Here is a 20,841-nt window from a genome sequence, read left to right as displayed (position 1 = left end):
CGAATTAAAACGTGCCGTTAGTTTATCTCTCATCAACACCAGTAATCACAAGGGCCTGAGGTCGGGATGCATCGGTAATATCCGTTTGCACAAAAGCGCGGACAATTTCACGGATATAGGAAATTCTTGGGTACTCTCCACTTCCCCACCCCACTAATAGCGCGCGCTTATGCATCTAGGACATCAGCTGCAAAAACAGACCCAATTAGTTTTATTGCCGGAAGCAGTAGAGCACTCAGAATTCTCCTACTCAAGAGCATTCGCAGCACATAGCTTCACACGCAGGCACCATAGCCTGGGTCGACTCCACGTTTGCGATCCGATGAATGTAATAAGAGTGGCACAACTGGCTAGGAGGCGATATCTAAGCGCCGCGCAGCACTGTCGATATCCTGATCGGTCGCAGTTAAAGCAAGACGGACGAATGGCGTGGCTGTAGGGCCATAAAAAGAACCCGGCGCTACAAGAATGCCGCGCTCGGCAAACCATTCGACACTTGTCCAGCAGTCCTCTCCGCGGGTGGCCCACAGGTACAGCCCAGCAGAAGACTCCTCGACTTGGAACCCAGCGTGAAGAAGCGCAGTAAGCAAGACTGTGCGGCGACGGGCGTAGCGCAGTTTTTGCAGAGCTTCTTGGTCATCGTCGGCAAGCGCAGTTACCATCGCAGCTTGGATGGGTCCGGGTACCATCAATCCCGCATGTTTGCGAGTCTCGGTGAGCTCCGCGATGATATTATCCGCTCCCGCTAAAAACCCGGCGCGGTAGCTTGCAAGGTTCGATGTTTTTGAGAGCGAATGGATGGCCAAGAGATTGCGGTGATCGTTATGGGAAATCCGCTCATCAAGAATGGACATGGCCTCGCCTTCCCACACGAGCCCTAGGTAACATTCGTCAGAGGCCACAATAATATCGTGTGCTCTAGCGAAAGTGATTAACTGTCGGAGTTCCTCAGGGCTAAGCACACGGCCAGTGGGATTCGACGGCGAATTAATGAAGATCAAATCAATAGTGTCAGGGTCGTCTACATCCCACGGAGTATCGCTGCGTATTGGTTGCGCTCCTGCGAGCAGCGCCCCTACCTCGTAGGTGGGATAAGCAACAGTCGGAATCACAATCTTTCCACGACAGCCCAGCAGAGTGGGCAACCATGCTATTGCCTCTTTAGTACCCACGACAGGCAAAATACCCTCGACTTGAGGGATATTATAACGCCTGGCTAGAGACTCTTTGATAGCTGCGCGTAGCTGGGGTGTCCCCACCGTCTGAGGATACCCGGATGCTTGACCTGATTCAGCAAGGGTTAATTGAATACCGGGAGCCACAGGATCGACGGGCGATCCAACCGATAAGTTGATGAGCCCATCAGGATGGGCGCTAGCTCGCTTCTTTGCGGGGAGTAATGAATTCCAAGGAAAATCTGGAAGGACTTCAGCGAGTGATTGACGGGCCATGGGAATATCCTTGATCGGGTAAGAGTAGGGGCGAGAAAATTCTCACTTCAACAGTTTAACGGATGAAAGGCTAAGGCCCCTGGGTCGAACCCAGGGGCCTTAGCGGACGATCTATTGGTTTTGTGGAGGCAATTTTTCAACCAGCGGTGGATCGAAGTCTTGGGGGCCAAGACCCATCGCCCCGCCAGGTGATCCGAGATCATCGAAGAAGGCGGCATTGGCCTCGTTATAGTCGATCCATTCATCAGGAACATCATCTTCATAGAAGATTGCTTCTACGGGACAGGCGGGTTCACAAGCCCCGCAGTCCACGCATTCATCTGGGTGGATATAAAGCGAGCGTTTGCCTTCGTAGATGCAGTCAACTGGGCATTCTTCAACACACGCTTTGTCCATCACGTCAACGCATGGCTGGGCAATAGTGTAAGTCATTACTTTCCAACTTCTTCTCAACTAACCATTCTTGACTTCATCAAAGGCAGAAAACCCCCGATTAGTCCCGCAAACATCAACACTATACTCCGAATACTCGAGCCTACCAACTGATCCCCTGTTAGGTTCGGCGCCATCAGCATGAGGAAATAGCCAATCGTCCAAGCCCATAGTGGAATCCCAGCGATCGCTAAATTCTTTGACCACAAAAGGGCCGTATTACTGAGAACTCTATTAAAAAAGAACGCGATCACGATGGTATAAGGCACCGGGACCCCGAATATCCAGACACCTAGGTAAATCACTTCGAGGAATACGGACAAAAGCGAGGCGAGTGCGAGCCACATGAGCCCGAAGGCCGCCTCCGCCTTGGAGAAATTCGAATAGATATAACGCTGAGGATTCTCGGAGCTCATCTTTCGATACCCTCTATCAGGCTCACAATCTCGCGTAGTCGTCGGGGATCGGAGAACTCAGAAAATTGATAATGCTCATACCGGCTTAATGGCTGAGCAATCATATTAGACAAGCAAAAAGTGAAGGGCGCTCGCTCTGGATCGGATTGCGGGGCATAGGCCGCAACTGGTCGGGTTGCGCAGCTGCTTCCATCAGCCACCCAAATTTGCGTAGCGTGGGCTTTCATAGCGCCCACTTTCCTCGCTAGCACATCATCGCTGAGCCGCAGCGCAAAATCGGAGTAGTCGACACAGGCCAACTCTCCGGCCTTAGGCATACGCCATCCCGCTGGGGCCGATATGACTTTTAGGCCGTCGGCGAGGAGCTCTTGATGGGTCACGCACCATAAAACTGGGATATCTAGATAACGAGCGGCTGCCTCGGTGATCTCGTGAGCTCGGATATGGTCCGGGTGACCGTAGCCCCCATCGGGGCCGTAGCTGATCAGCAGCTGCGGCGGATGATCGCGCAGTTGCTCAATGAGTTGTTTCACAGCCTTATCCGCTGAGTGGATAAAAGCTCTAGGGTGTTCATTCGCAGCATCACCGACCATCCCGGAATCGCGCCAGTATCCCGGGGCCCGGAGAAATTCTCCGCGTATTCCTAGATGCGTCAACGACTCACTAAGTTCAGAAATGCGGAATCCGCCTAATTGGTCGGCGGCGACCAGATTCTGGTAGCGAGAGCCGATAACTTCTCCCTGTTCACCCAGGGTGCAGGTAATAACTTCAACGTCTGCACCGTGTGCCGCAAGATGAGCTAGGAGCCCGCCGGTCCAAATGGCTTCGTCGTCAGGATGGGCATGCACTGCGACGACGCGCAGGTTAATCATATACTCTCCAGGTATCCAAAGATGTTGTGCCTCGAGGGTCGTCTCCCTCAATCGGTTCAGGACCTACAATACCCCTGCCCTTAACCTCGAGACGCGTACCCCGAGCAATGGACGTTCGCAGGGTTTCTTTTCGCTCAATTGCAGCAATATCGTTGAAGAGTTCATCATAGGGGTAACGCCCGGCGTAATAGGCATCGATCCGCTGTTGCAATTCCCCGTCGCAAAAACCCGAGATATTGGAGCCCAACAATCCTTTTGCAGGGCAGGCATAGCGCTCGGGTAACTGTGCACTCGTGCGGTGGACAACCACATCCACCTTACCTTGCGGGATCAGTGCTCCGACAAGGGTGGTCATATCAGCTTGAACGATCGTAGCTGTAATGTTATGGCCCTGTAGAAGAGCCATGAGCGCCTGAGCAGCATTAAAGTCTAGTTCTTGAGAGGGATCAACCCCGATTCGCACCGGCGAGATTAGATGCTTGATATGCAGTGTTTGCGGCGTCCGTTCAGTAGGGTCGATATCAAGGTGATTCGTGCGCTCGTAGGCCAATCTTGCGATAGTGGGCGCATCGATTAAGGACTGCAATTCCTGCCGCACAACTGGTTGCAGCTTTGTATTAGCTACGATTTCGAGTTCCAGTTCATCGGACTGTTCCCACACTTGGGTGCCTGGAACTAACTCATACGCCTCGCGCGAGGTCTGGGTGGGGTTGAGATCCAGAAAACTAACTTGTCCGCTATTGAGCATCTCTATGCCCTGAGCCGTGCTGCGAATTTCTCTGAAGGAAAGTGTTTCAACGCGCGCGGGCTCACGCCCCCACCACCGATCATTACGCTTGAGGATAAAAACACCCCGCTGCCGATCGATCGTCTGAACCGCAAATTTCCCTGCTGCAGCGGGCACCCCTCTTGCTAGCACCTCGGAAAAAGGGTCCCCGCGTAGAAGGTGAGCGGGCAAAAGAGCCGAAAATAACGACGTCCATTCATCGTAGGGTTGGGCGAAATCAACGTAGACCGTCTTACCGCCGTTGGCGGAACGGATAGCAGAAATTGCGCGATAACCGCTGGGATTAAGGGTAGCGGGAGTAGCGATGATTGAAGACCACAAATATTCAAAATCCGCGACAGTGATTGGAGTTCCATCACTCCATTGTGCTTCTGGGGCGATATCGTATCGCACAGTAAATGCGAGTGGTCGCTCGCGCTGAAGATCGCCTTGAGTTCTTTCTTCCACACCGCGCGGAATTAAGAGGTCGGCCTTCGTGGCAGAGGTGTGTACAGGCAGCACGTAGGCGTTAGTCAGCAGATCTTTATTTCGCTTTCCGTCAACGAATGCGCTGGGGAGAATAAGCGATGCGAGGGTTCGGGTGAACTTCGAATCGTCGACAAGTAGGTGCGGATTAAATCCGGTTTGCACTTGATCGATCCCGATAACAAGTTCTGTCTGTTGGAGAGTGGGTTGGCCGGTGGTCGTACTGGTAGCCACAGATATCTGGGAAGCCAGCGGATCCTCAACGGGAGGGGGGCCGGGCGAAGCCGAACAGCCCGCCAGAGACACGACGAGGAGTATCCCCCAGCTGAGATCGAAAGCTTTCATACTACAAAGTCTACTTGGTCGCCTGATTCCAACCGAAACAAGCAACCGTGTATGAAACAATTACGAAAACAGAGCTCTAGCCCCCTGCGGGAGGACTAGAGCTCACTAGATTGAAAATACGGTTTTAGAATCTTGGGAGAGGGAGCGAATCAAGGAAGGCGTTGATTCCAGGGATTCCTTGGGCTAGCACTGCCAGCAAGACGCCCAGTATCGCGACAACTGCGGTTACGATGCCTACGATCGCACCGGTACTGAGAGTGTCTTTTTCTTTTTCCTTTTCTTGTTCTTTCTTAAAGGAATCAAGTGCTCGCTCGACGGCGTTAACCTGCGACTCTAGGGCCCTCACCGCACTCACTGATGCTGCTGCATTGACTTCAGCCATCACAGCCTCAGCCTGCTCCACCACAGCATCAGCGCCCACAGCCACAGCACCCGACTTCGCAGCCTCCAACCGCTTCACCAACGGAGCACGAGCAGCATCAACCTTCTCAGCCACAGCATCAGCAACAGCCCGCTCAACCTCTACAACCTGAGCCACCAACTGCTCAAGCGCCTCCACACTCGCAGCAGCATTAACCTCAGCCATCACAGCCTCAGCCTGCTCCACCACAGCATCAGCGCCCACAGCCACAGCACCCGACTTCGCAGCCTCCAACCGCTTCATAAGTGCAGCGCTCTTTTCGGCACGGAGGTTGGCTGAGAAATCCTGAACATCCTGCTCCACCTGCATGATCTTTGCTTCGATTGGTGCTAGATCCTCTGAGTTTTGAGCTGCAGAGAGATCATCGGTAAGCGTGTCAATCTGAGCGAGTATTTCGGTAGCGTTCAGTTTGATCGCTTGCGCTTTTGCACTTTCAAGACGCACAATCAATGGTTGACGTGCAGCGTCAAGCTGGGCCTCGATAAGCTGGGCCTCAAGAGCCGTGACCTTAGATTTTAGGTCTTTGATAGTGTGCACTGTTGAAGAGCCGACTTGGTTGAGGAGATCCGCGGCTTGGCCCTTGAGCGTTTGATTGTCAAGCTGGGTCGCTTTATCAAGGATGGCTTCCAGCCGCTCGGTTAAAGAGGTTTGCGCAGTCGCGAGATAGTTTTCTTCTACGCGAACCTTAATTGCGAGAACACTTTCTTTGAGCTCGCTAGCAGCCACTTTCTTGGTCACAAGTTCTGGCAGATCAGCTTGGGAGAGTGCGCCCAGCATTTGCGTTGCCTGAAGTGCTTTAGCCTGCAATAGGCTCGAGTCTGCTCCCTGGGCGTATACCTGCGTGGCGTTGGCTACTTTAACGGTTTCGCGTAGGATTTCTCCTACTTTTTGATTGAGGCTTGACTGTGCTTCGGCTTTGAAGGGCTCGATCTCCTCGGCGATCCTAGTTACTCCATCGAGAGATACGGCATCGAGTAGCCTGCTGCGTATATCCTCGGCCTTGTTTGAGATCGCATCATCACCGATGGCTTGTACAGCAGCATCAGTAGTAGCTAGTTCTCTTAGAGCCTCGGCTCGATGAGTGTGCACCGAAACATTCAATAAGGCTGTTTCAATCGCGCTGCTCAAACTCTCGAGAGCTGCTCGATCGGTCGCGTCAGCCACGCCTCGTTCAAGTTCGTCAAGTTCATTTAGGATTCGAGTGCGCGTATTCTCGGCGATCTCCGCTGCCACGAGCGCGGTGATCTGAGCCCGAGCCTCCTGCAACTTAGTTGTATACACTTGCTTCTGTGCAGCGAGTTCATCGCTAGCAGCTTTCTCGACGGAGCGGGCAAACGCGTTGACTTCTTCGGTGGCCTGCTGTAGCTTCATCTCGGAATCGATGGCTTCGACGGTGGCTGTTAATTCCTCGGCTTTGCTCACAAATTCTTGAGAATCAGCAAGGGCCTGGGCCCGCTCAAGGGTATCGGCTATTTTTTCCTTGAGGTCAGACTTTTGTCGGTCGAAATCAACTTCACCACTATCGGCTGGTTGCAGGGGACCGTGGGCGGCCTCGAGGACACCAGTATTCGTCTGCGCATTCGCTTCTGCGGTCTCGGTAACGAAGTTCTGATCCGCTTTCGACTCGTTGTACTCTACCTTGTATATCTCGAGGTCAGCGAAGTCCTCTTTTTTCGCCCGTTGAGCCGAGTCAGTGGGATATTTATCGGGTACGCCCCAGTCGATGACCGCTGCTATTGGAATGCGCTTAACCTCGACGATTCCATTTGTGTAGGTTTCTAAGATCGCAAGGGATCTCACGATGTCGGTATAACGGGTCTGATACCACGCTTCGGCATTCGGTTGATCTTTGAGTTCCGCAAACTTTTTCTTCGCCTCTGAGAGGATCTCTTTAGCCTTGAGGTCGGTCGCTTCTTTGTATCCAAGCGTTGTAAGATCGAGGGCCCGCGCTTCGGGGAAATCCTCGGCTTGCAGAAGCACGAAAGTGCGGGCAGCAAGGGCTATTCGAGCGTGTTGCTTGGCCCATCCTAGTCCCTTCCAGGAAGCGCGTGGACTGTCGAAAGCATAGAAGTCTTCGTTCCACTCGGTAGCCGAATCGGCGTAATATTGCCGTGCACGGTAGATGGTATCGAAGCTCGTGAATGCACCTTCGTAACGTGCGGCGTCGGCTGGGGGGTTCAGCAGCTGATCGCTGGGGAGTGATGCAATCTCAGCTGCCTGAGCTGCTACTACACTTAACGCTAGAACTGATGGCTGAGTGACTGCAACGCCTTGCAGCGCGAGGGCTGTGGTCAGGCCAAGGGCGGTCAAACGGGCTGGATTGTGCATCTAAGAAGATCTCCCTGATCGATCGGCAAATGATAAAATTTTCGAAGTTACCATATCTCGGCAACTTAGCCTTGCCTAAATCCTATACCCTCGGATACCCCCGTGAAGGTCCACTCCCTGCCATCGGTCTAGACAAAGCAACCCCCCTTCCACTCTGCTGTGGAAGGGGGGTTCGAGAAGCTACTTATTGCGGTTTTTTTCCCGAGAACGCGAACGAGCTCGCTCTGTAGCATTGAGGTTCACCTTGCGCACGCGCAAGATATTCGGAGTAACCTCAACACACTCGTCTTGACCACAGAACTCCATGGCCTCATCGAGCGATAGCACGTGCGCTTTAGCCAGAGTCACCGTAGCGTCGGCTGTTGCCGAGCGCATATTGGTGAGTTTCTTTTCCTTGGTAATATTGATGTCCATATCTTCATCGCGGTTATTGGCACCAACGACCATGCCCTCGTAGGCTTCCATGCCAGGTTCGACGAAGAAATTGCCGCGATCGGACAATTGCTGAAGGGCATAAGCTGTAATTTGACCGGAACGATCGGCCACGAGGGAGCCCGAGGCGCGACCCTTGATTTCCCCCGCCCATGGGCGAGCTTCGATCGAGTACGAGTTGGCTATGCCTGCACCACGGGTTTCCGTGAGGAAGGTGGTACGGAAACCGATGAGACCACGAGAGGGCACGTCGAATTCCATCCGGACCCAATCGCCCGACAGGTTAGACATTGACGTCATCTGCCCCTTGCGGGCTGCGAGCAACTGAGTTACTGCGCCTTGATACTCTGATGGTGTGTCGATAACCATATGATCATGGGGTTCGTAGATTTTGCCATCGATATGCTGCAGCACAACCTGGGGTTTGCCCACAGTGAGCTCAAAGCCTTCCCGACGCATGGTTTCTACCAGCACAGATAGCGCCATTTCGCCACGCCCCTGCACCTCCCAGGTATCTGGACGCTCGGTGGGCAGTACCTTGATGGATACGTTACCAATGAGCTCCTGGTCCAAGCGTGCCTTGACAACACGCGCCGTGAGCTTGTCGCCTCCGCCTTTACCAGCTAGTGGTGAGGTATTAACACCAATGGTCATAGAGATTGCGGGCTCGTCGACGGTAATGCGAGGCAGCGCAACTGGATGTTCGATATCGGCGAGGGTATCACCGATCATAATATTGTCGATACCTGAGATCGCCGCGATATCGCCAGCGACCATCTCATCATTAGTGGATTCGCGGGACACACCCACGGTGCGCAACAGTTCTGCGATTTTAACGGTTTTAACGTGCTGGTTACCCTCGTCGTCGTAATGGATCCACGCCACCTGTTGGCCCTTTTTCAGGTGGCCGGAGTGAATGCGAACGAGCCCGATACGCCCTAAAAAGGAGGATGAATCCAAGTTTGTCACGTGGGCCTGGAGTGGCGCATCGATGGTTGCTGATGGTTCTGGGAGTGCCTCGTAGATGACATCGAAGAGTGCTTGAAGGTCTGGAGCGTCTGGCACGTTTCCATTCCCAGGATTCTTGGTAGAGGCGCGGCCTTCACGTCCGGAAGCATAGAGCACCGGGAGGTCGAGCAGCTGCTCGGCAGCCTGCGCAGCCTCGGGATCATCAAGAGAAGAGGCCAGCTCGAGGAGCAGATCCTGAGACTCTTCCACAACTTCGTCAATACGAGCATCGGGGCGATCGGTTTTATTGACCACGATAATGACGGGCATTTTGGCGGCGAGCGCTTTGCCGAGCACGAAGCGAGTTTGTGGTAGTGGCCCCTCAGAGGAATCAACGAGGAGAACAACGCCGTCAACCATGGATAGGCCACGTTCGACCTCACCGCCGAAATCGGCGTGACCTGGTGTATCGATAACGTTGATAACGAGGTCTTGGCCGTCTTTGCCTAATCCTTTGCGACGAATGGCAGTGTTCTTTGCCAGGATGGTGATGCCCTTTTCTTTCTCAAGGTCACCCGAATCCATGACCCGATCGGTGACCTCACCGCGGTCACCGAAAACGCCGGACTGCTCTAGCATGGCGTTCACGAGGGTAGTTTTGCCGTGGTCGACGTGTGCGACGATGGCAACGTTGCGAAATTCTGGATGACTCAAGAGGTGCTCCCACTATAAAGGAAAGAAAAATAACGGTACAACCCTACTCCACCACGGCCAATCATGGCTACTTTCGGCCCCATTTAGGTTCCAGCGTGCACCTTTACTTCGCAATGATCGATCGCTCTAGTCACCTCAATCCGCTACTGGAAAACAACCGATCCCTGTTATAAGTGGGACAATTGTGCTAGAAAAGTATTAGATTTGAGAACTTTATCTGAGAGGCCTAGGGGTGAATCCCACACTGCTCAGCAAAGATTCTTCGGACACAATATTCTAAGTCACGGGAAAGGCGATCGACCTTTCCTATCGCTTCCAACCTTTGGCACCTGCAGGAGACGGCCCCACTATGTTCAGAAAAAAAGCTGCATCATTACTAGTTGCCACCGCAGGCCTTCTCATCCCTGCTGCTTTGAGTCCGGTCGCTCACGCCGCGGAGCCCGCCTTATCATCGCAGTCACATATCACTGTGCCTCCAGCGATTGATTTGAGCCAGTATCCCGCTTGGCCCATCGATAATCTAGGGCGCCCGAAGGCTCACCTCCTCGACCAAGCTGCAACCTTTGCACAATCCGCGCCGTTGCCGGATATGCTTCGCACCGCCATCATGGCTGGGGTGGGCTTCTTTAAAGGCGAGGGGGAACCGGGCGTAGATCTTCCGGCTGACGGTCCCCGCTTCTTCCAGTTTGGGTGGCCCACCGTTGCCCGTAGCTGTATAGGAGGAGAGCTAGACTCGGTCGGTAGTGCCATCGCAGTGCCAGGACCCGCCTCGCTCCCCCTACCGGGAGTGGCTGATGGGGAGACCGCTTTCGTCTTTACAGCATTAGGAACTGGCACCTTGGATCGGTCTGATATGCGAGTACGGTGGTTTAATCTCAGCACGCTCACCAGCGGAGAGATCATCCTTGACCAGAAGGGTATCAACCCAGAGGGGCCAGCGACCGCAACTGCCACTGCTCCAACGGGACGCGGGCACATTGTAGCCGTAATGGATGGAGGGATGAGCACGATAGAAGGGGAAAGTGCAACATATTGCACCTTTGCCCCTACTAGCGTAGCTTTCGAGGTTAAATAATGGTCGATCTCCATCCCATCAAGGAAGAAGTATTTGATCTGGAATCCAAGATCAATATCGACCCCAAGGGTTTTAGTCGCGCTGTAGATTCCTACCGCACGACTCCATGTGGACTGTATATGGCTCGCGGCGCCGATCACCCTCAGTTTGGTTACCTAGAATCGTGGTTATTGCCAAAAATAGGCCTACGGGCAAATAAATTTCACTACCGAGACTCGGTTAAAAAGCGTGAAGATATTTATATCGACGTCGTGGACATAGATATCAAAGCGGATACGTGGACCACGCGCGATCTCTACGTGGATCTCATGTGGATCCGTGGCAATAGTATCGAGGTTCTTGATATTGATGAGCTCGCCGCCGCGACGTCGGCAGGGCTAATTTCCGCTGATGATGCTGAGATGGCAATCGAGTCCACGCTGAGAGCTGTAGAGGGAATAACCCGCTATGGGGATGATCCAACACGGTGGATGTACTCCCAGGGGATAGATATTCGATGGGCCAAAGCGGTTACCTTGTCCCCTGCTGCGAATTCCTAAGATCCCTGGAGTCACTTCCTTCACTTCTGAACCTCTCGCGGGTAGACTCCCAGCTATGCTCACCGATATTCGCCGGTTAGACCGCTCGAGATTCCGAGTGAGCTTTAGCCACCCCCACAAACATGGAGCCACACGGCTCCACGAGACTAAAGATGATCCTAACCATAACGACACCCCGACTGGGCCTATGTTGAAGCACTACCGTGTGCGTCCACATGCACGCGAAAGTGCGAGAAAGATAGCCTCCCTCTTTCGGCTGTGTGATTATGGGCGCCACAGAGAAGAAGCCATCAACCTAATACTAGAGCGCGAACTCGTTTCCTAAAGCACCCTAGTTTCACAGACAACCTGGGCGTAGCACTGTCTTGCCCTATAGATAGAGATAGCAGATACTTACTCATGAAAATTATTCGTTTGCTCAGTACCACTGTCATGCTGGGGATATCACTATTATTTGGCTCTAGCCTTGGATCTGTACCAGAAGCGCACGCGGTCATGGGTGGGCGTTATATACCCAACGAATCGGTAGCCTTAGTCGTGCTCGGTCACTCACAATGCTCGGGCACGGTAATCGCCCCAACGTGGGTACTTAGCGCCAAGCATTGTGTGCATCAGGGACCCTCGTTGATCCGAATTAAGGGGGAGAATTTTTATCCCACTGAGGCAGTGCTGCACCCTCATGATGATCTAGCTCTGTTGCGGCTTCATCGCCCTACCTCAGCGCGAGCGGTCCCGCTGTCATCATCCCACCTCCTCCCTGGTGAACATGGCATCCTCACCGGCTTCGGTGCTCACCCCAATGGTCAGGCAACAACCGCTGACGCCCATATCACCCGGCGTGTGCACCGTCTTCCAGCGCCCCTAGATACGGTCACAATTATAGAATCGAACTTTACCGGCGGACGTATTAGCCAGGGAGATTCTGGCGGACCTCTCTTCGACGACAGCGGAGCACTCGCGGGTGTTCAATCCGCCATGACCGAACCTGGCACGGTGGGTTTTATTACCCCAGTGGCCGAGCATAGTTCGTGGATCAGCCGACACGCAGGCATCCCAGCTCCGGTGATCATCGATCGACCTGCCCCGCTTATCGACGCCAGCCAGTCGCCTACTGTTGTTCCTCTCCCCGCGGTCCCCCCGGTGGGCATCTCAGCTATCGAGAGTTTACTTAATTACCAATTCGATATCCGCGTACTCACCCCAGGTGCGATCCTGAGTAGTTAGAGTAGGAAAAAAAGCCCCTTTTTATCAGGGGCTTTTCTCTACCAAGGCGATGGCTTATAAATCGACACCTAGTTCGATACCTAAGCCCGGAACCGAATCGATAAGATCGCGGGTGTATTCTTGCTGTGGATTAAGGAATAGTTGGTCGGCGGTTCCTTGTTCGACTACTTTGCCCTTCTTCATGACAACCACCTCATCAGCGGTCTGGCGAACCACCGCGAGATCATGAGTGATAAATAGATAGCTTAAGCCGAGGTTTTCCTGCAAATCTGCGAGTAATTGTAGGATTTGATGCTGGACCAACACATCCAATGCCGATACAGCCTCGTCCAGGACCACAACTTCAGGATTGAGGGCGAGTGCGCGAGCAACGGCGATACGCTGGCGCTGGCCTCCCGACAATTCATTTGGATATCTGCGCATAGCCGATCGAGGCATTGCCACCATGTCGAGGAGTTCCGCGACTCTGTTTTCCCGCTCCTGTCGATTCCCTACCTTGTGCACGATGAGAGGCTCTTCGATACACCGGTAGATGGAGTACATGGGGTCCAGGGAACCATAGGGGTTTTGGAAAACCACCTGTAGCTTCCGGCGCATGGCGAAAAGTTCCTTCTCGTTGAGAGTAGAAAGATCAGTTCCCTTGTAATAGATTTTACCGGAGCTGGGGTCTAAAAGATTGAGTACCACATTCGCTACTGTCGACTTCCCAGAGCCCGACTCTCCTACGAGGGCGAGGGTCGTACCCTTTTTCAAGCCAAAGCTCACATTATCTACAGCTTTGAGTATCGATTTACTCCCACGCGCGCCGCGAACTTTGAATTCGCGCGTGAGATTCTCCACTCGGATGATCTCCTCGTGGTCATTCTCGCGCTTTCGCCTTAACAGCTCCTTTGGAGTGAGCCCTCGCTTTTGGGCAGACTGGATGCGCGCTGAGGCTAGGGACGGAGCGGCATCCACTAAACGCTGCGTATAGGGATGCTGCGGGTTCTGGAGGATCTCAATAGAAGAACCTGATTCAACTACGCGACCGCGGTGCATAACCACGAGGTGCTCCGCACGCTCGGCAGCCAAACCTAGGTCGTGGGTGATAAAGAGTACGGCGGTTCCTAAGTCTTTGGTGAGATTTCCCAGGTGATCGAGGATACGTTTTTGCACGGTTACGTCAAGCGCAGAGGTGGGCTCGTCAGCAATCAGCAATTTAGGACGAGCTGCTAGGCCCATGCCTATGAGCGCACGCTGGCGCATACCGCCAGAAAATTCGTGTGGAAACTGCTTGGCGCGGCGTTTCGCATCCGGGAGTCCGGCCTCTTTTAAGAGCTCCGCAACCTGCTCGTCCATTTCGGCCTGTGGGACAACTTTGTTTGCTTTGAGCGACTCTTTGATTTGAGTACCCACGCGCCATACTGGGTTGAGGTTACTCATGGGGTCCTGCGGCACCAGGCCAATATCGGAACCTCGGAGTTCATTGAGCTCTTTCTCGGACAGGTGCGTGATATCGCGACCTTCAAATGTAATGCTACCGCCAGTCACTTTTCCTGACCCTGGTAGCAGGCCAATGATGCTCATAGCGGTCGTGGATTTGCCGGAACCAGATTCTCCCACAATGGCCACAGATTGGCCGGGATAGATTGTCAGGTTGATCCCGCGCACTGCCTCGACTGTTCCAGTGGTGGACTCGAAGGAGATCTTGAGATCCTGCAATTCCAGCAACGGGGCGGGCAGGGTTGGTTGTGGTTGGGTCATCTCTTTGTTCTCCTACTTATTACGGGCTTTAGGATCGAGTGCATCACGGACCACATCGCCCATCATGATAAAGCTCAAGACGGTAGCCCCGAGGGCCACAGCCGGATAGAACAACACCATTGGCTGGGTGCGCAATGAGGCCTGTGCCTTGGCAATATCGCCGCCCCAGGAGACAACGGTGGGCGGCAATCCTATGCCTAAAAAGGACAGGGTTGCTTCGGCCACGATAAAGGTACCTAAGGCGACCGTGGCATAGACAATGATGGGAGCAGCGGCGTTGGGGAGGATATGTGAGGTGAGAATTTTCCACCGAGAAGCTCCCACGGCACGCGCCGCCGTCACGAATTCCTCATTTTTAGTTTCCAAAACGGCACCGCGGGTAATACGACCAATTGATGTCCAGCCGAACATGGTGAGTACTAAAACGACGGTGATGATCGTACGATATTCTTTGAACATTTGCATCACCACGATAGCAGCAAGAACGAGAGGTACTGCATAGAAAATATCGGTGACTCTCGACAAAATAGCGTCAATAATTCCACCGAAATAGCCGGCTAGGGCGCCCACCGTGGTACCGATCACAACGACAGCCAAGGTTGTCAAAACCCCCACGGCCACGGAAGCACGCGCCCCGTAGACAACGCGGGCATAGATATCACAGCCCTGTCGGTCAAAACCGAAGGGGTGTCCGGAGCGCGGACTATCTAGTGAGTTAGCCAGCTGACAGAAAGTGGGATCCGTTGAGGTGAAAAGCTGTGGGATTGCTGCGAGAGCGAGAGCTATCAGGATAAGGGACCCCGCGACCCAAAATAGTGGTCGCCGGCGCAAGTAGCGCCACGCTTCACCCCAGACGGAAGTAGGCGCAGATTCATCGGCAACTGCGTCAACGGCGCCAAGGCCTGTCTCATCAGTGTGAGCAATAAAACGCTCTTGGCCTGGAAGAGTACGGGGATTATGAGAATTATGCATAGCGAATCCTTGGGTCCAGCACAGCGTAGAGAAGATCTACGGCGAGGTTAGCGATGATATATACGATCACCAGCACGGTGGTAAAGGAAACGACAGTCGTGGGCTCGCCTTTCAAAATTGCTTGATAGATCGCTCCACCTACTCCGTTGATTCCAAAAATGCCTTCGGTGATAATGGCCCCGCCCATGAGCGCGCCTAAGTCGGCGCCGAGGAAGGTTGCCACTGGTATCAGCGAGTTACGCAGCACGTGACGTCGCGTTACCGTACCGCTGGCAAGTCCTTTGGCCCTGGCAGTACGCACGAAATCTGCGCGGAGGTTTTCACTCACGGATTGTCGCGTGAGTCGCACAACGTAAGCGAAGGATAAGGCACCTAGCACCGCCGCGGGCATGAGGAGGTTGACAAAGGTTTCGCGGGCGCCGACGGTGGGCGGCAGAATCCCCCACTTGACGCCGATGAGAAATTGAAAAAGAAAGCCTATGACGAAGGAAGGCACTGCAATCACGATAAGTGAGGTCACAAGAACCGTGGAATCGAAAATTCCGCCACGGCGCATACCAGCAACAACGCCGAAGAGGACTCCGAGGACGGCTTCAAAGATCAGTGCCATCATGGCCAGTTTGATAGTGACGGGAAAGGCATTTGCCATCGCTTCGGCTACGGGACGTCCGGAGAAGGTCGTTCCGAAATCGAGCATGAATACGCCCTTGATATACAGCAAATATTGGATGATGAAGGGCTTGTCCAGATTATATTCGGCGGTAATTCTCTCGCGGGCGGCGTCAGTGAGCCCGCGTTCGCCCCCTAAAGCCTCTACGGGATCGCCAGGCATGAGAAATACCAAGGCATAGAGCAGCAGGGTGGCGCCAAAGAATACCGGAATCATCTGTAGAACGCGGCGGCCAATATAGCGCAACATTGGATTAGTTCCTTATGAATTGAAGTATTATAAAAGGACTCTGGCCCCGCGCATGTGAGTACGCACGGGGCCACAATCATGAGCTACGAAGGAGCTCTAAGGTATCTAGGCCTTTTTCACCATGTAGTAAACAGGCTGGCTATTCCACCCGAAGGCAACATCTGTGACTTCTTCGCTATAACCAGCGGTGACGTTGGAATACCACAGGGGCAGGACAGGCAAGTCTTGGAGCAGGACTTCCTGTGCTTCCAGGAAGTAGGACCGTCCGTCTTCTACGGTGTCTGCCCCATTACCTAAGGTTAGGAGAGCATCGAACTCGGGATTAGAATATCCGCCATCATTCGACGATGCACCCGTGGCGTACAGTGGAACCAGGAAGTTCGCGAGTGAGGGATAATCTGCCTGCCATCCGGTGCGGTAAGCGCCGGTGACATTGCCAGAGGTGACATCGTCACGCAGGGATTTGAAATCTGGATACGGGGATCCCACCGCCTGAATACCGAGCGTATTCTTGATTTGGTTAGCTACCGCGTCCACCCATGCTTGGTGTCCGCCATCGGAGTTGTAGGCAATAGTAAATTCGCCCTCATAGGGTGCGATTTCATCGGCTTTGGCCCACAGCTCCTTGGCCTTTTCTGGGTTGTATTCCAGCACCTCGGAGCCTTTAAGAGAATCGGAGTGGCCTGGAATGACAGGAGACGAATAATCGGTAGCTGGAGTGCGAGTGCCATCGAAGATAGCTTTGGTCACTTCTTCACGATTAATCGACAGCGAGATCGCTTCGCGGCGTAGCACGCCCTCTTCTCCGGTGAAGTGCTCGAGGCTATAAGGAATGGTAACAGATTGGAAGATAGCCGCAGGTTGGTTGACAGCCCGCTCGCCCAATTCGGATTCGAAGGAAGCAAAGGCGGTGTCGGGGATGGCGTCTAAGATATCAAGGTTACCGGACAGCAAATCAGCATAAGCCGCGTCCTGGGAGGCATAGAAGACAAATTTAATGCCGTCATTTAGTGCCTTACGGGGGCCGTCGTAATTCTCGTTAGGAACAAGAAGGGCGTCTTGGTTGTGATTCCACTCCGCGAGTTTATACGGACCATTACCTGCGGGGGACTCACCGAAAGCCTCGATATCATCGAAGGCAACGGCAGGCAGTGGGTAGAAAGCAGAGTAACCTAAGCGAGAGGGGAAATCGGACTCGGGCTGATTCAACTCGATCTTAAAGGTCTTCTCATCAACTACTGTCAAACCCTCGAGTGGCTTGCCTTCTTCAAAACCCTTGATGGGTTCGAAGAAAAAGGCGTTGCGGAGAGAATTTTCCACACTATAGCTCCAGGTATCCACGAAATCTTGGGCAGTTACTGGAGTGCCGTCCGCGAAGCTGATGTCGTCTTTCAGAGTGACTACATAGGTCTTGTCGCCTTCAAGCTCAATGGATTTAGCCATATCGTTGTGCGTTTCACCCGCCGCGTCATAGTAGAGCAGACCCGAGTAAATAAGCTCGACTATTCGGCCTCCACCAGTTTCGCTGGTATCCGCCGGGATGAGAGCGTTTTGAGGCTCAGTACCAAAAGCGGTGATGTAATTCGTGGCGCTCATCTTTTGATCGTCGGATGCGGAGTTTGAATCGGCGTCGGTAGCACACGCTGCAAGGATAAACGCAAGTGATGTACCTGCGCCTACCGCGATAGTTTTCTTGAGAGACATTAAGCAGCCCTTTCGTTGAAAATAAAAAAGACGAAGCGTACTTCGTCGGTTGCTTATCATCAACCCTATAGGGTGATCTATCTCATGCAAAACAATCAAAAGTTACCTAGGGAACAATTTCAGCTTATACCCCCTTCCATTTCGCTGTGTGCTGCGAAAACATCGTGAACGAGTAGGGGTAATGCTACCCCTACCCCCGGCGATCTTTGTTCGACGAAATTCTTTCAAACGATTGGTATTAGGTGACGCTAGAGAGAGTCTCGGATCCTCGATAACCGTCTCCCCCTATCCCGCTTATTAAAGCGTGTTGCTAAAATCGAAGCCGGCATTGCTGCTATTCTCTCAACCCCGTATGCGCTGGAGATTGGAGAAGTACTGGGCATGAGCAGAGGTAGCAATGAGCTTCTCCAGCTCCTCGAAGTGTTCATCCTCTTGGCGTGCCCACAGATCCCAGTAAGGGGCATAGTCAGGATCACGGTCTAAGGCGCGCTTTTTCCTTTGTTCGGTCTCGAGTTCCAAGAGAATAAGGTGCGTTCTACAAAAACGGCGAGCAGCTTTAATTGCTTCCAGACTGATGGCACCGACCCCTTCAACAATGAGGCCTCGTCGAGGATTTTTCAAGGCGCTCATATCCACTGGTACCCACTCCCCGCGCTTATTCTCCTCCCAATTCCACCGGAAGTAGCCGGCGCGGTTCGCTTGGAGAATTGATCGTGCCACTATCTCTCGACCAGCCGCTAGGCCCTCCCATCCCGGGTAAAAATCGTCTAGGTGAATAACCTCGTAATCTAAAACTCTAGACAATGTGGCAGCTAAGGTTGTCTTCCCGGATCCACTGCGACCATCGATGAGAATAATCATGCGCCAAGAAAATGGAAGGATCCGGTATAGATAGCTACCCCGAGACTCATAAGAGATGCAACGAAGCATCCAACGAGCAGCAGAGTATCTCGAGGGTTCCATGAGGAGACACGGGCCTTGGTGCGCTCAGGGTAGCGGCCGAAACCGCGCGCCTCCATAGCGGTTGCCAATTTAGCACCGCGCCTAAGAGCGAGCACGAGGAGTCCGAATGTTAAAGCGATCGTGGTTGTCAGCACCCCTCTATTATCGATGCCTCGAATACGGCGTGAGCGCCGCATCGTTTCCAAATCTCGCTGGAAGAGGCTGATCAGTCGTCCACCAGCGACCGCCGCGATCACAAAAGTGTGCGGCAGTTTTAAGTTTTGGGTTAAGGAGTCCCCTAAAGCCGTGGGGTCAATTCGACCCATCATAACCAAAACAGGAAGCGCAACCGCGAGGACGCGCACCATAATGGCAGCAGCGAGCTGGAGGGAGTTGTCGGTCACATGAGCGAAGAAGAAAGAGAAATATTCTCTACCCTCAGGCCTTCCGTATAGCGCCATCGATATACCTGCGATGGGAGTGAGGAAGAGAATGGGACGGGCATTTTTCAGCAGAGTCAGTAGCGGCACTCCCAAAAATGGCGCAGCGATCAAGGTGATCAGGAGCGCCACTGCGGCGCTAACAACGTCAACGCTTAGCAGTAAGGGAGTGGTAAATACCGCCACAGCTGCGATACGCGCCACCGGGTTGAAGCGTGAAATCAGCGTGTCGTGATTTTTGGTGGTTGTGGTTGTCATAGTTTGACCTCTTCATCGGCCATCGCCTCAACGAAAAGTCGATCGTGAGAAATTGATACCACGGTGACTCCGTGATCCGTTAGTTCCCTAAGCAAAGTAACGAGCTCTATGAAAGTATTGCGATCTTGGCCGAAAGTCGGTTCGTCGAGGAAAATCAGCTGCGGTGATTTGACCAAGGTTGTTGCTACCGAGAGACGTCGCTTCTGTCCTCCTGAAAGCGTAAAAGGATTAGCCTGAGCAAGGTGATCTAAGCGTAAGCGTTGCAGAATCTCGTCGGCTCGATCATACTCAGCCTGACTAATATCTTTACCCTTACCGTTGCCTGCTCCCACGAGGAGTTCTTCGCGCACGGATCGGGCAACGAATTGGTGCTCTGGGTCTTGGAAGACGCAGCCAATGCGTTGTGATAGTTGTTCTGAACTCCACTGAATAGGCTGCTTTTTCAGGCCGCGAGCAATTTGCTCATGAAAACTGATCGTTCCACCCAAGGGTTTGAGAAGTCCGGCGAGAGTGAGCATGAGGGTCGACTTCCCAGCTCCATTAGGGCCGGTAATCACTGTTGATGACCCTAGGCGTATACGAACATCGCGCTGTGAGAGTGGACGATCCCATCCAGTGACGAGACCTGAGGTCTTTATCGCCCATTCCTGTTTATCGAAGGTGCAGGGGCTTTGTGCTGGTGGCAGCTGTGGGTCGTGTCCTGGCATCCATACCCCTTGCTCGGCGAGCATGCGCCCATGAGAGGTAGAAATTTCGTGAAGTGGTGCATCAGCTTGCAGGATACCGTCGACAAGCACGAGCGCTCGATCGACAGTTCGCGCCCAGGTGTGCACGCGATGTTCGACAATGATGAGGGTGGCGCCGGTTTCCGCGATGACCTGATCGACAGCACGCACGACCTCCTCCACTCCCTCGGGGTCAAGATTCGCGGTGGGCTCATCGAGGAGGATGATATCTGCGCCCATGGCAAGAACAGCTGCTAAGGCCAGACGCTGCTTTTGCCCGCCCGATAACTCAGCCGTAGGGTGGTCTAAGGGAAGATCTAGGCCAACCATATCGAGGGACTGGCGCACTCGAGGCCAAATCTCCTCGGCTGGAACCTGCAAATTCTCGCATCCAAAGGCAATATCGTCTCCGACCTTGGAGGCGATAACTTGTGAATCTGGATCTTGGAGCACCATGCCTACGATCCCTGATACCTCAAGGTGGCCACTTGTATCCCCTTCATCAGCACCGAGTACCCCGGCTAGGGCTGCCAGAAGGGTCGATTTTCCCGACCCAGAGGCCCCAAGTAGCAGGATCTTCTCGCCAGCCTTTATGCTGAGACTTAATTGGTTAAGCGCTGGCTTTTTTCGGCTTGCGTGACGGAAACTAAAGCGATCGAGTTTAATCTGTATATTCACTACTACTGGTC

The 20,841-nt window shown here is 53.4% G+C and carries 18 protein-coding genes; 4 read left to right on the top strand and 14 right to left on the bottom strand.

Going from position 1 to position 20,841, the window contains the following annotated elements:
- Positions 1-350: 350 nt before the first annotated feature.
- From dapC to typA, 7 genes are all read right to left on the bottom strand, one after another.
- Positions 351-1,451: a succinyldiaminopimelate transaminase gene (gene dapC / locus NXT00_RS04945; RefSeq protein ID WP_259158309.1), complete on the bottom strand. Its 1,101-nt coding sequence runs from the start codon at positions 1,449-1,451 to the stop codon at positions 351-353.
- A gap of 111 nt (positions 1,452-1,562) precedes the next feature.
- Positions 1,563-1,883: a ferredoxin gene (gene fdxA / locus NXT00_RS04940; RefSeq protein WP_259078099.1), complete on the bottom strand. Its 321-nt coding sequence runs from the start codon at positions 1,881-1,883 to the stop codon at positions 1,563-1,565.
- Positions 1,884-1,900: 17 nt separating this feature from the next.
- Entirely contained in the window at positions 1,901-2,299 is a 399-nt protein-coding gene (locus NXT00_RS04935; RefSeq protein WP_259078102.1) for a hypothetical protein, read from the bottom strand.
- Positions 2,296-3,171 carry an N-acetyl-1-D-myo-inositol-2-amino-2-deoxy-alpha-D-glucopyranoside deacetylase gene (mshB, locus tag NXT00_RS04930; RefSeq protein ID WP_259158307.1) on the bottom strand — a complete coding sequence of 292 codons (876 nt, stop codon included), beginning with the start codon at positions 3,169-3,171 and terminating at the stop codon, positions 2,296-2,298. Before mshB ends, NXT00_RS04935 begins: the two co-directional genes overlap by 4 nt.
- Positions 3,164-4,768, bottom strand: a complete 1,605-nt coding sequence (locus tag NXT00_RS04925; RefSeq protein ID WP_259158306.1) for an ABC transporter family substrate-binding protein — start codon at positions 4,766-4,768, stop codon at positions 3,164-3,166. Before NXT00_RS04925 ends, mshB begins: the two co-directional genes overlap by 8 nt.
- 124 nt (positions 4,769-4,892) lie before the next feature.
- Positions 4,893-7,517: a hypothetical protein gene (locus tag NXT00_RS04920; RefSeq protein ID WP_259158304.1), complete on the bottom strand. Its 2,625-nt coding sequence runs from the start codon at positions 7,515-7,517 to the stop codon at positions 4,893-4,895.
- 180 nt (positions 7,518-7,697) lie between these two features.
- Positions 7,698-9,611, bottom strand: a complete 1,914-nt coding sequence (typA, locus tag NXT00_RS04915; RefSeq protein ID WP_259078113.1) for a translational GTPase TypA — start codon at positions 9,609-9,611, stop codon at positions 7,698-7,700.
- 349 nt (positions 9,612-9,960) lie between these two features.
- Here typA and NXT00_RS04910 point away from each other — a divergent pair, with 349 nt between their 5' ends.
- From NXT00_RS04910 to NXT00_RS04895, 4 genes are all read left to right on the top strand, one after another.
- Entirely contained in the window at positions 9,961-10,686 is a 726-nt protein-coding gene (locus NXT00_RS04910) for a hypothetical protein (protein ID WP_259078115.1), read from the top strand.
- A complete protein-coding gene (locus tag NXT00_RS04905; RefSeq protein WP_259078116.1) occupies positions 10,686-11,225 on the top strand; it encodes a DUF402 domain-containing protein in 540 nt (179 codons plus the stop codon). Before NXT00_RS04910 ends, NXT00_RS04905 begins: the two co-directional genes overlap by 1 nt.
- Before the next feature lie 55 nt (positions 11,226-11,280).
- Positions 11,281-11,550 carry a hypothetical protein gene (locus NXT00_RS04900; RefSeq protein ID WP_259078117.1) on the top strand — a complete coding sequence of 90 codons (270 nt, stop codon included), beginning with the start codon at positions 11,281-11,283 and terminating at the stop codon, positions 11,548-11,550.
- 74 nt (positions 11,551-11,624) lie between these two features.
- Positions 11,625-12,449 carry a trypsin-like serine protease gene (locus NXT00_RS04895; protein WP_259078127.1) on the top strand — a complete coding sequence of 275 codons (825 nt, stop codon included), beginning with the start codon at positions 11,625-11,627 and terminating at the stop codon, positions 12,447-12,449.
- A 54-nt stretch (positions 12,450-12,503) separates the two neighbouring features.
- Here the strand turns inward: NXT00_RS04895 and NXT00_RS04890 are convergent, their stop codons facing one another.
- The 7 genes from NXT00_RS04890 to NXT00_RS04860 all read right to left on the bottom strand — a co-directional run bounded on the left by NXT00_RS04890 (position 12,504) and on the right by NXT00_RS04860 (position 20,830).
- Entirely contained in the window at positions 12,504-14,192 is a 1,689-nt protein-coding gene (locus NXT00_RS04890; protein ID WP_259078129.1) for an ABC transporter ATP-binding protein, read from the bottom strand.
- Positions 14,193-14,204: 12 nt separating this feature from the next.
- Positions 14,205-15,164: an ABC transporter permease gene (locus NXT00_RS04885; RefSeq protein WP_259078131.1), complete on the bottom strand. Its 960-nt coding sequence runs from the start codon at positions 15,162-15,164 to the stop codon at positions 14,205-14,207.
- Entirely contained in the window at positions 15,157-16,083 is a 927-nt protein-coding gene (locus NXT00_RS04880) for an ABC transporter permease (protein WP_259078133.1), read from the bottom strand. The genes NXT00_RS04885 and NXT00_RS04880 overlap by 8 nt, the downstream gene beginning before the upstream one ends.
- A 105-nt stretch (positions 16,084-16,188) precedes the next feature.
- Complete coding sequence (locus NXT00_RS04875) at positions 16,189-17,787, bottom strand: ABC transporter substrate-binding protein (RefSeq protein ID WP_259158303.1); 1,599 nt, start codon at positions 17,785-17,787, stop codon at positions 16,189-16,191.
- Between the two features lie 342 nt (positions 17,788-18,129).
- Complete coding sequence (locus NXT00_RS04870) at positions 18,130-18,648, bottom strand: hypothetical protein (protein WP_259078143.1); 519 nt, start codon at positions 18,646-18,648, stop codon at positions 18,130-18,132.
- Entirely contained in the window at positions 18,645-19,427 is a 783-nt protein-coding gene (locus tag NXT00_RS04865) for an energy-coupling factor transporter transmembrane protein EcfT (protein WP_259078144.1), read from the bottom strand. Before NXT00_RS04865 ends, NXT00_RS04870 begins: the two co-directional genes overlap by 4 nt.
- Positions 19,424-20,830, bottom strand: coding sequence for an ABC transporter ATP-binding protein (locus NXT00_RS04860; RefSeq protein ID WP_259078146.1), 1,407 nt, complete (start codon positions 20,828-20,830; stop codon positions 19,424-19,426). Before NXT00_RS04860 ends, NXT00_RS04865 begins: the two co-directional genes overlap by 4 nt.
- Between the last annotated feature and the right edge of the window lie 11 nt (positions 20,831-20,841).

It is taken from the genome of Corynebacterium sp. ES2715-CONJ3, from assembly GCF_024814365.1.
Taxonomy (GTDB): domain Bacteria; phylum Actinomycetota; class Actinomycetes; order Mycobacteriales; family Mycobacteriaceae; genus Corynebacterium.
This window is presented reverse-complemented; position numbering and strand designations above follow the sequence as displayed.

Coding starts and splice junctions, on each gene's coding strand:
- dapC (WP_259158309.1), bottom strand. CDS start 1,451: ATGGCCCGTCAATCACTCGCTGAAGTCCTTCCAGATTTTCCTTGGAAT.
- fdxA (WP_259078099.1), bottom strand. CDS start 1,883: ATGACTTACACTATTGCCCAGCCATGCGTTGACGTGATGGACAAAGCG.
- NXT00_RS04935 (WP_259078102.1), bottom strand. CDS start 2,299: ATGAGCTCCGAGAATCCTCAGCGTTATATCTATTCGAATTTCTCCAAG.
- mshB (WP_259158307.1), bottom strand. CDS start 3,171: ATGATTAACCTGCGCGTCGTCGCAGTGCATGCCCATCCTGACGACGAA.
- NXT00_RS04925 (WP_259158306.1), bottom strand. CDS start 4,768: ATGAAAGCTTTCGATCTCAGCTGGGGGATACTCCTCGTCGTGTCTCTG.
- NXT00_RS04920 (WP_259158304.1), bottom strand. CDS start 7,517: ATGCACAATCCAGCCCGTTTGACCGCCCTTGGCCTGACCACAGCCCTC.
- NXT00_RS04910 (WP_259078115.1), top strand. CDS start 9,961: ATGTTCAGAAAAAAAGCTGCATCATTACTAGTTGCCACCGCAGGCCTT.
- NXT00_RS04905 (WP_259078116.1), top strand. CDS start 10,686: ATGGTCGATCTCCATCCCATCAAGGAAGAAGTATTTGATCTGGAATCC.
- NXT00_RS04900 (WP_259078117.1), top strand. CDS start 11,281: ATGCTCACCGATATTCGCCGGTTAGACCGCTCGAGATTCCGAGTGAGC.
- NXT00_RS04895 (WP_259078127.1), top strand. CDS start 11,625: ATGAAAATTATTCGTTTGCTCAGTACCACTGTCATGCTGGGGATATCA.
- NXT00_RS04890 (WP_259078129.1), bottom strand. CDS start 14,192: ATGACCCAACCACAACCAACCCTGCCCGCCCCGTTGCTGGAATTGCAG.
- NXT00_RS04885 (WP_259078131.1), bottom strand. CDS start 15,164: ATGCATAATTCTCATAATCCCCGTACTCTTCCAGGCCAAGAGCGTTTT.
- NXT00_RS04880 (WP_259078133.1), bottom strand. CDS start 16,083: ATGTTGCGCTATATTGGCCGCCGCGTTCTACAGATGATTCCGGTATTC.
- NXT00_RS04875 (WP_259158303.1), bottom strand. CDS start 17,787: ATGTCTCTCAAGAAAACTATCGCGGTAGGCGCAGGTACATCACTTGCG.
- NXT00_RS04870 (WP_259078143.1), bottom strand. CDS start 18,648: ATGATTATTCTCATCGATGGTCGCAGTGGATCCGGGAAGACAACCTTA.
- NXT00_RS04865 (WP_259078144.1), bottom strand. CDS start 19,427: ATGACAACCACAACCACCAAAAATCACGACACGCTGATTTCACGCTTC.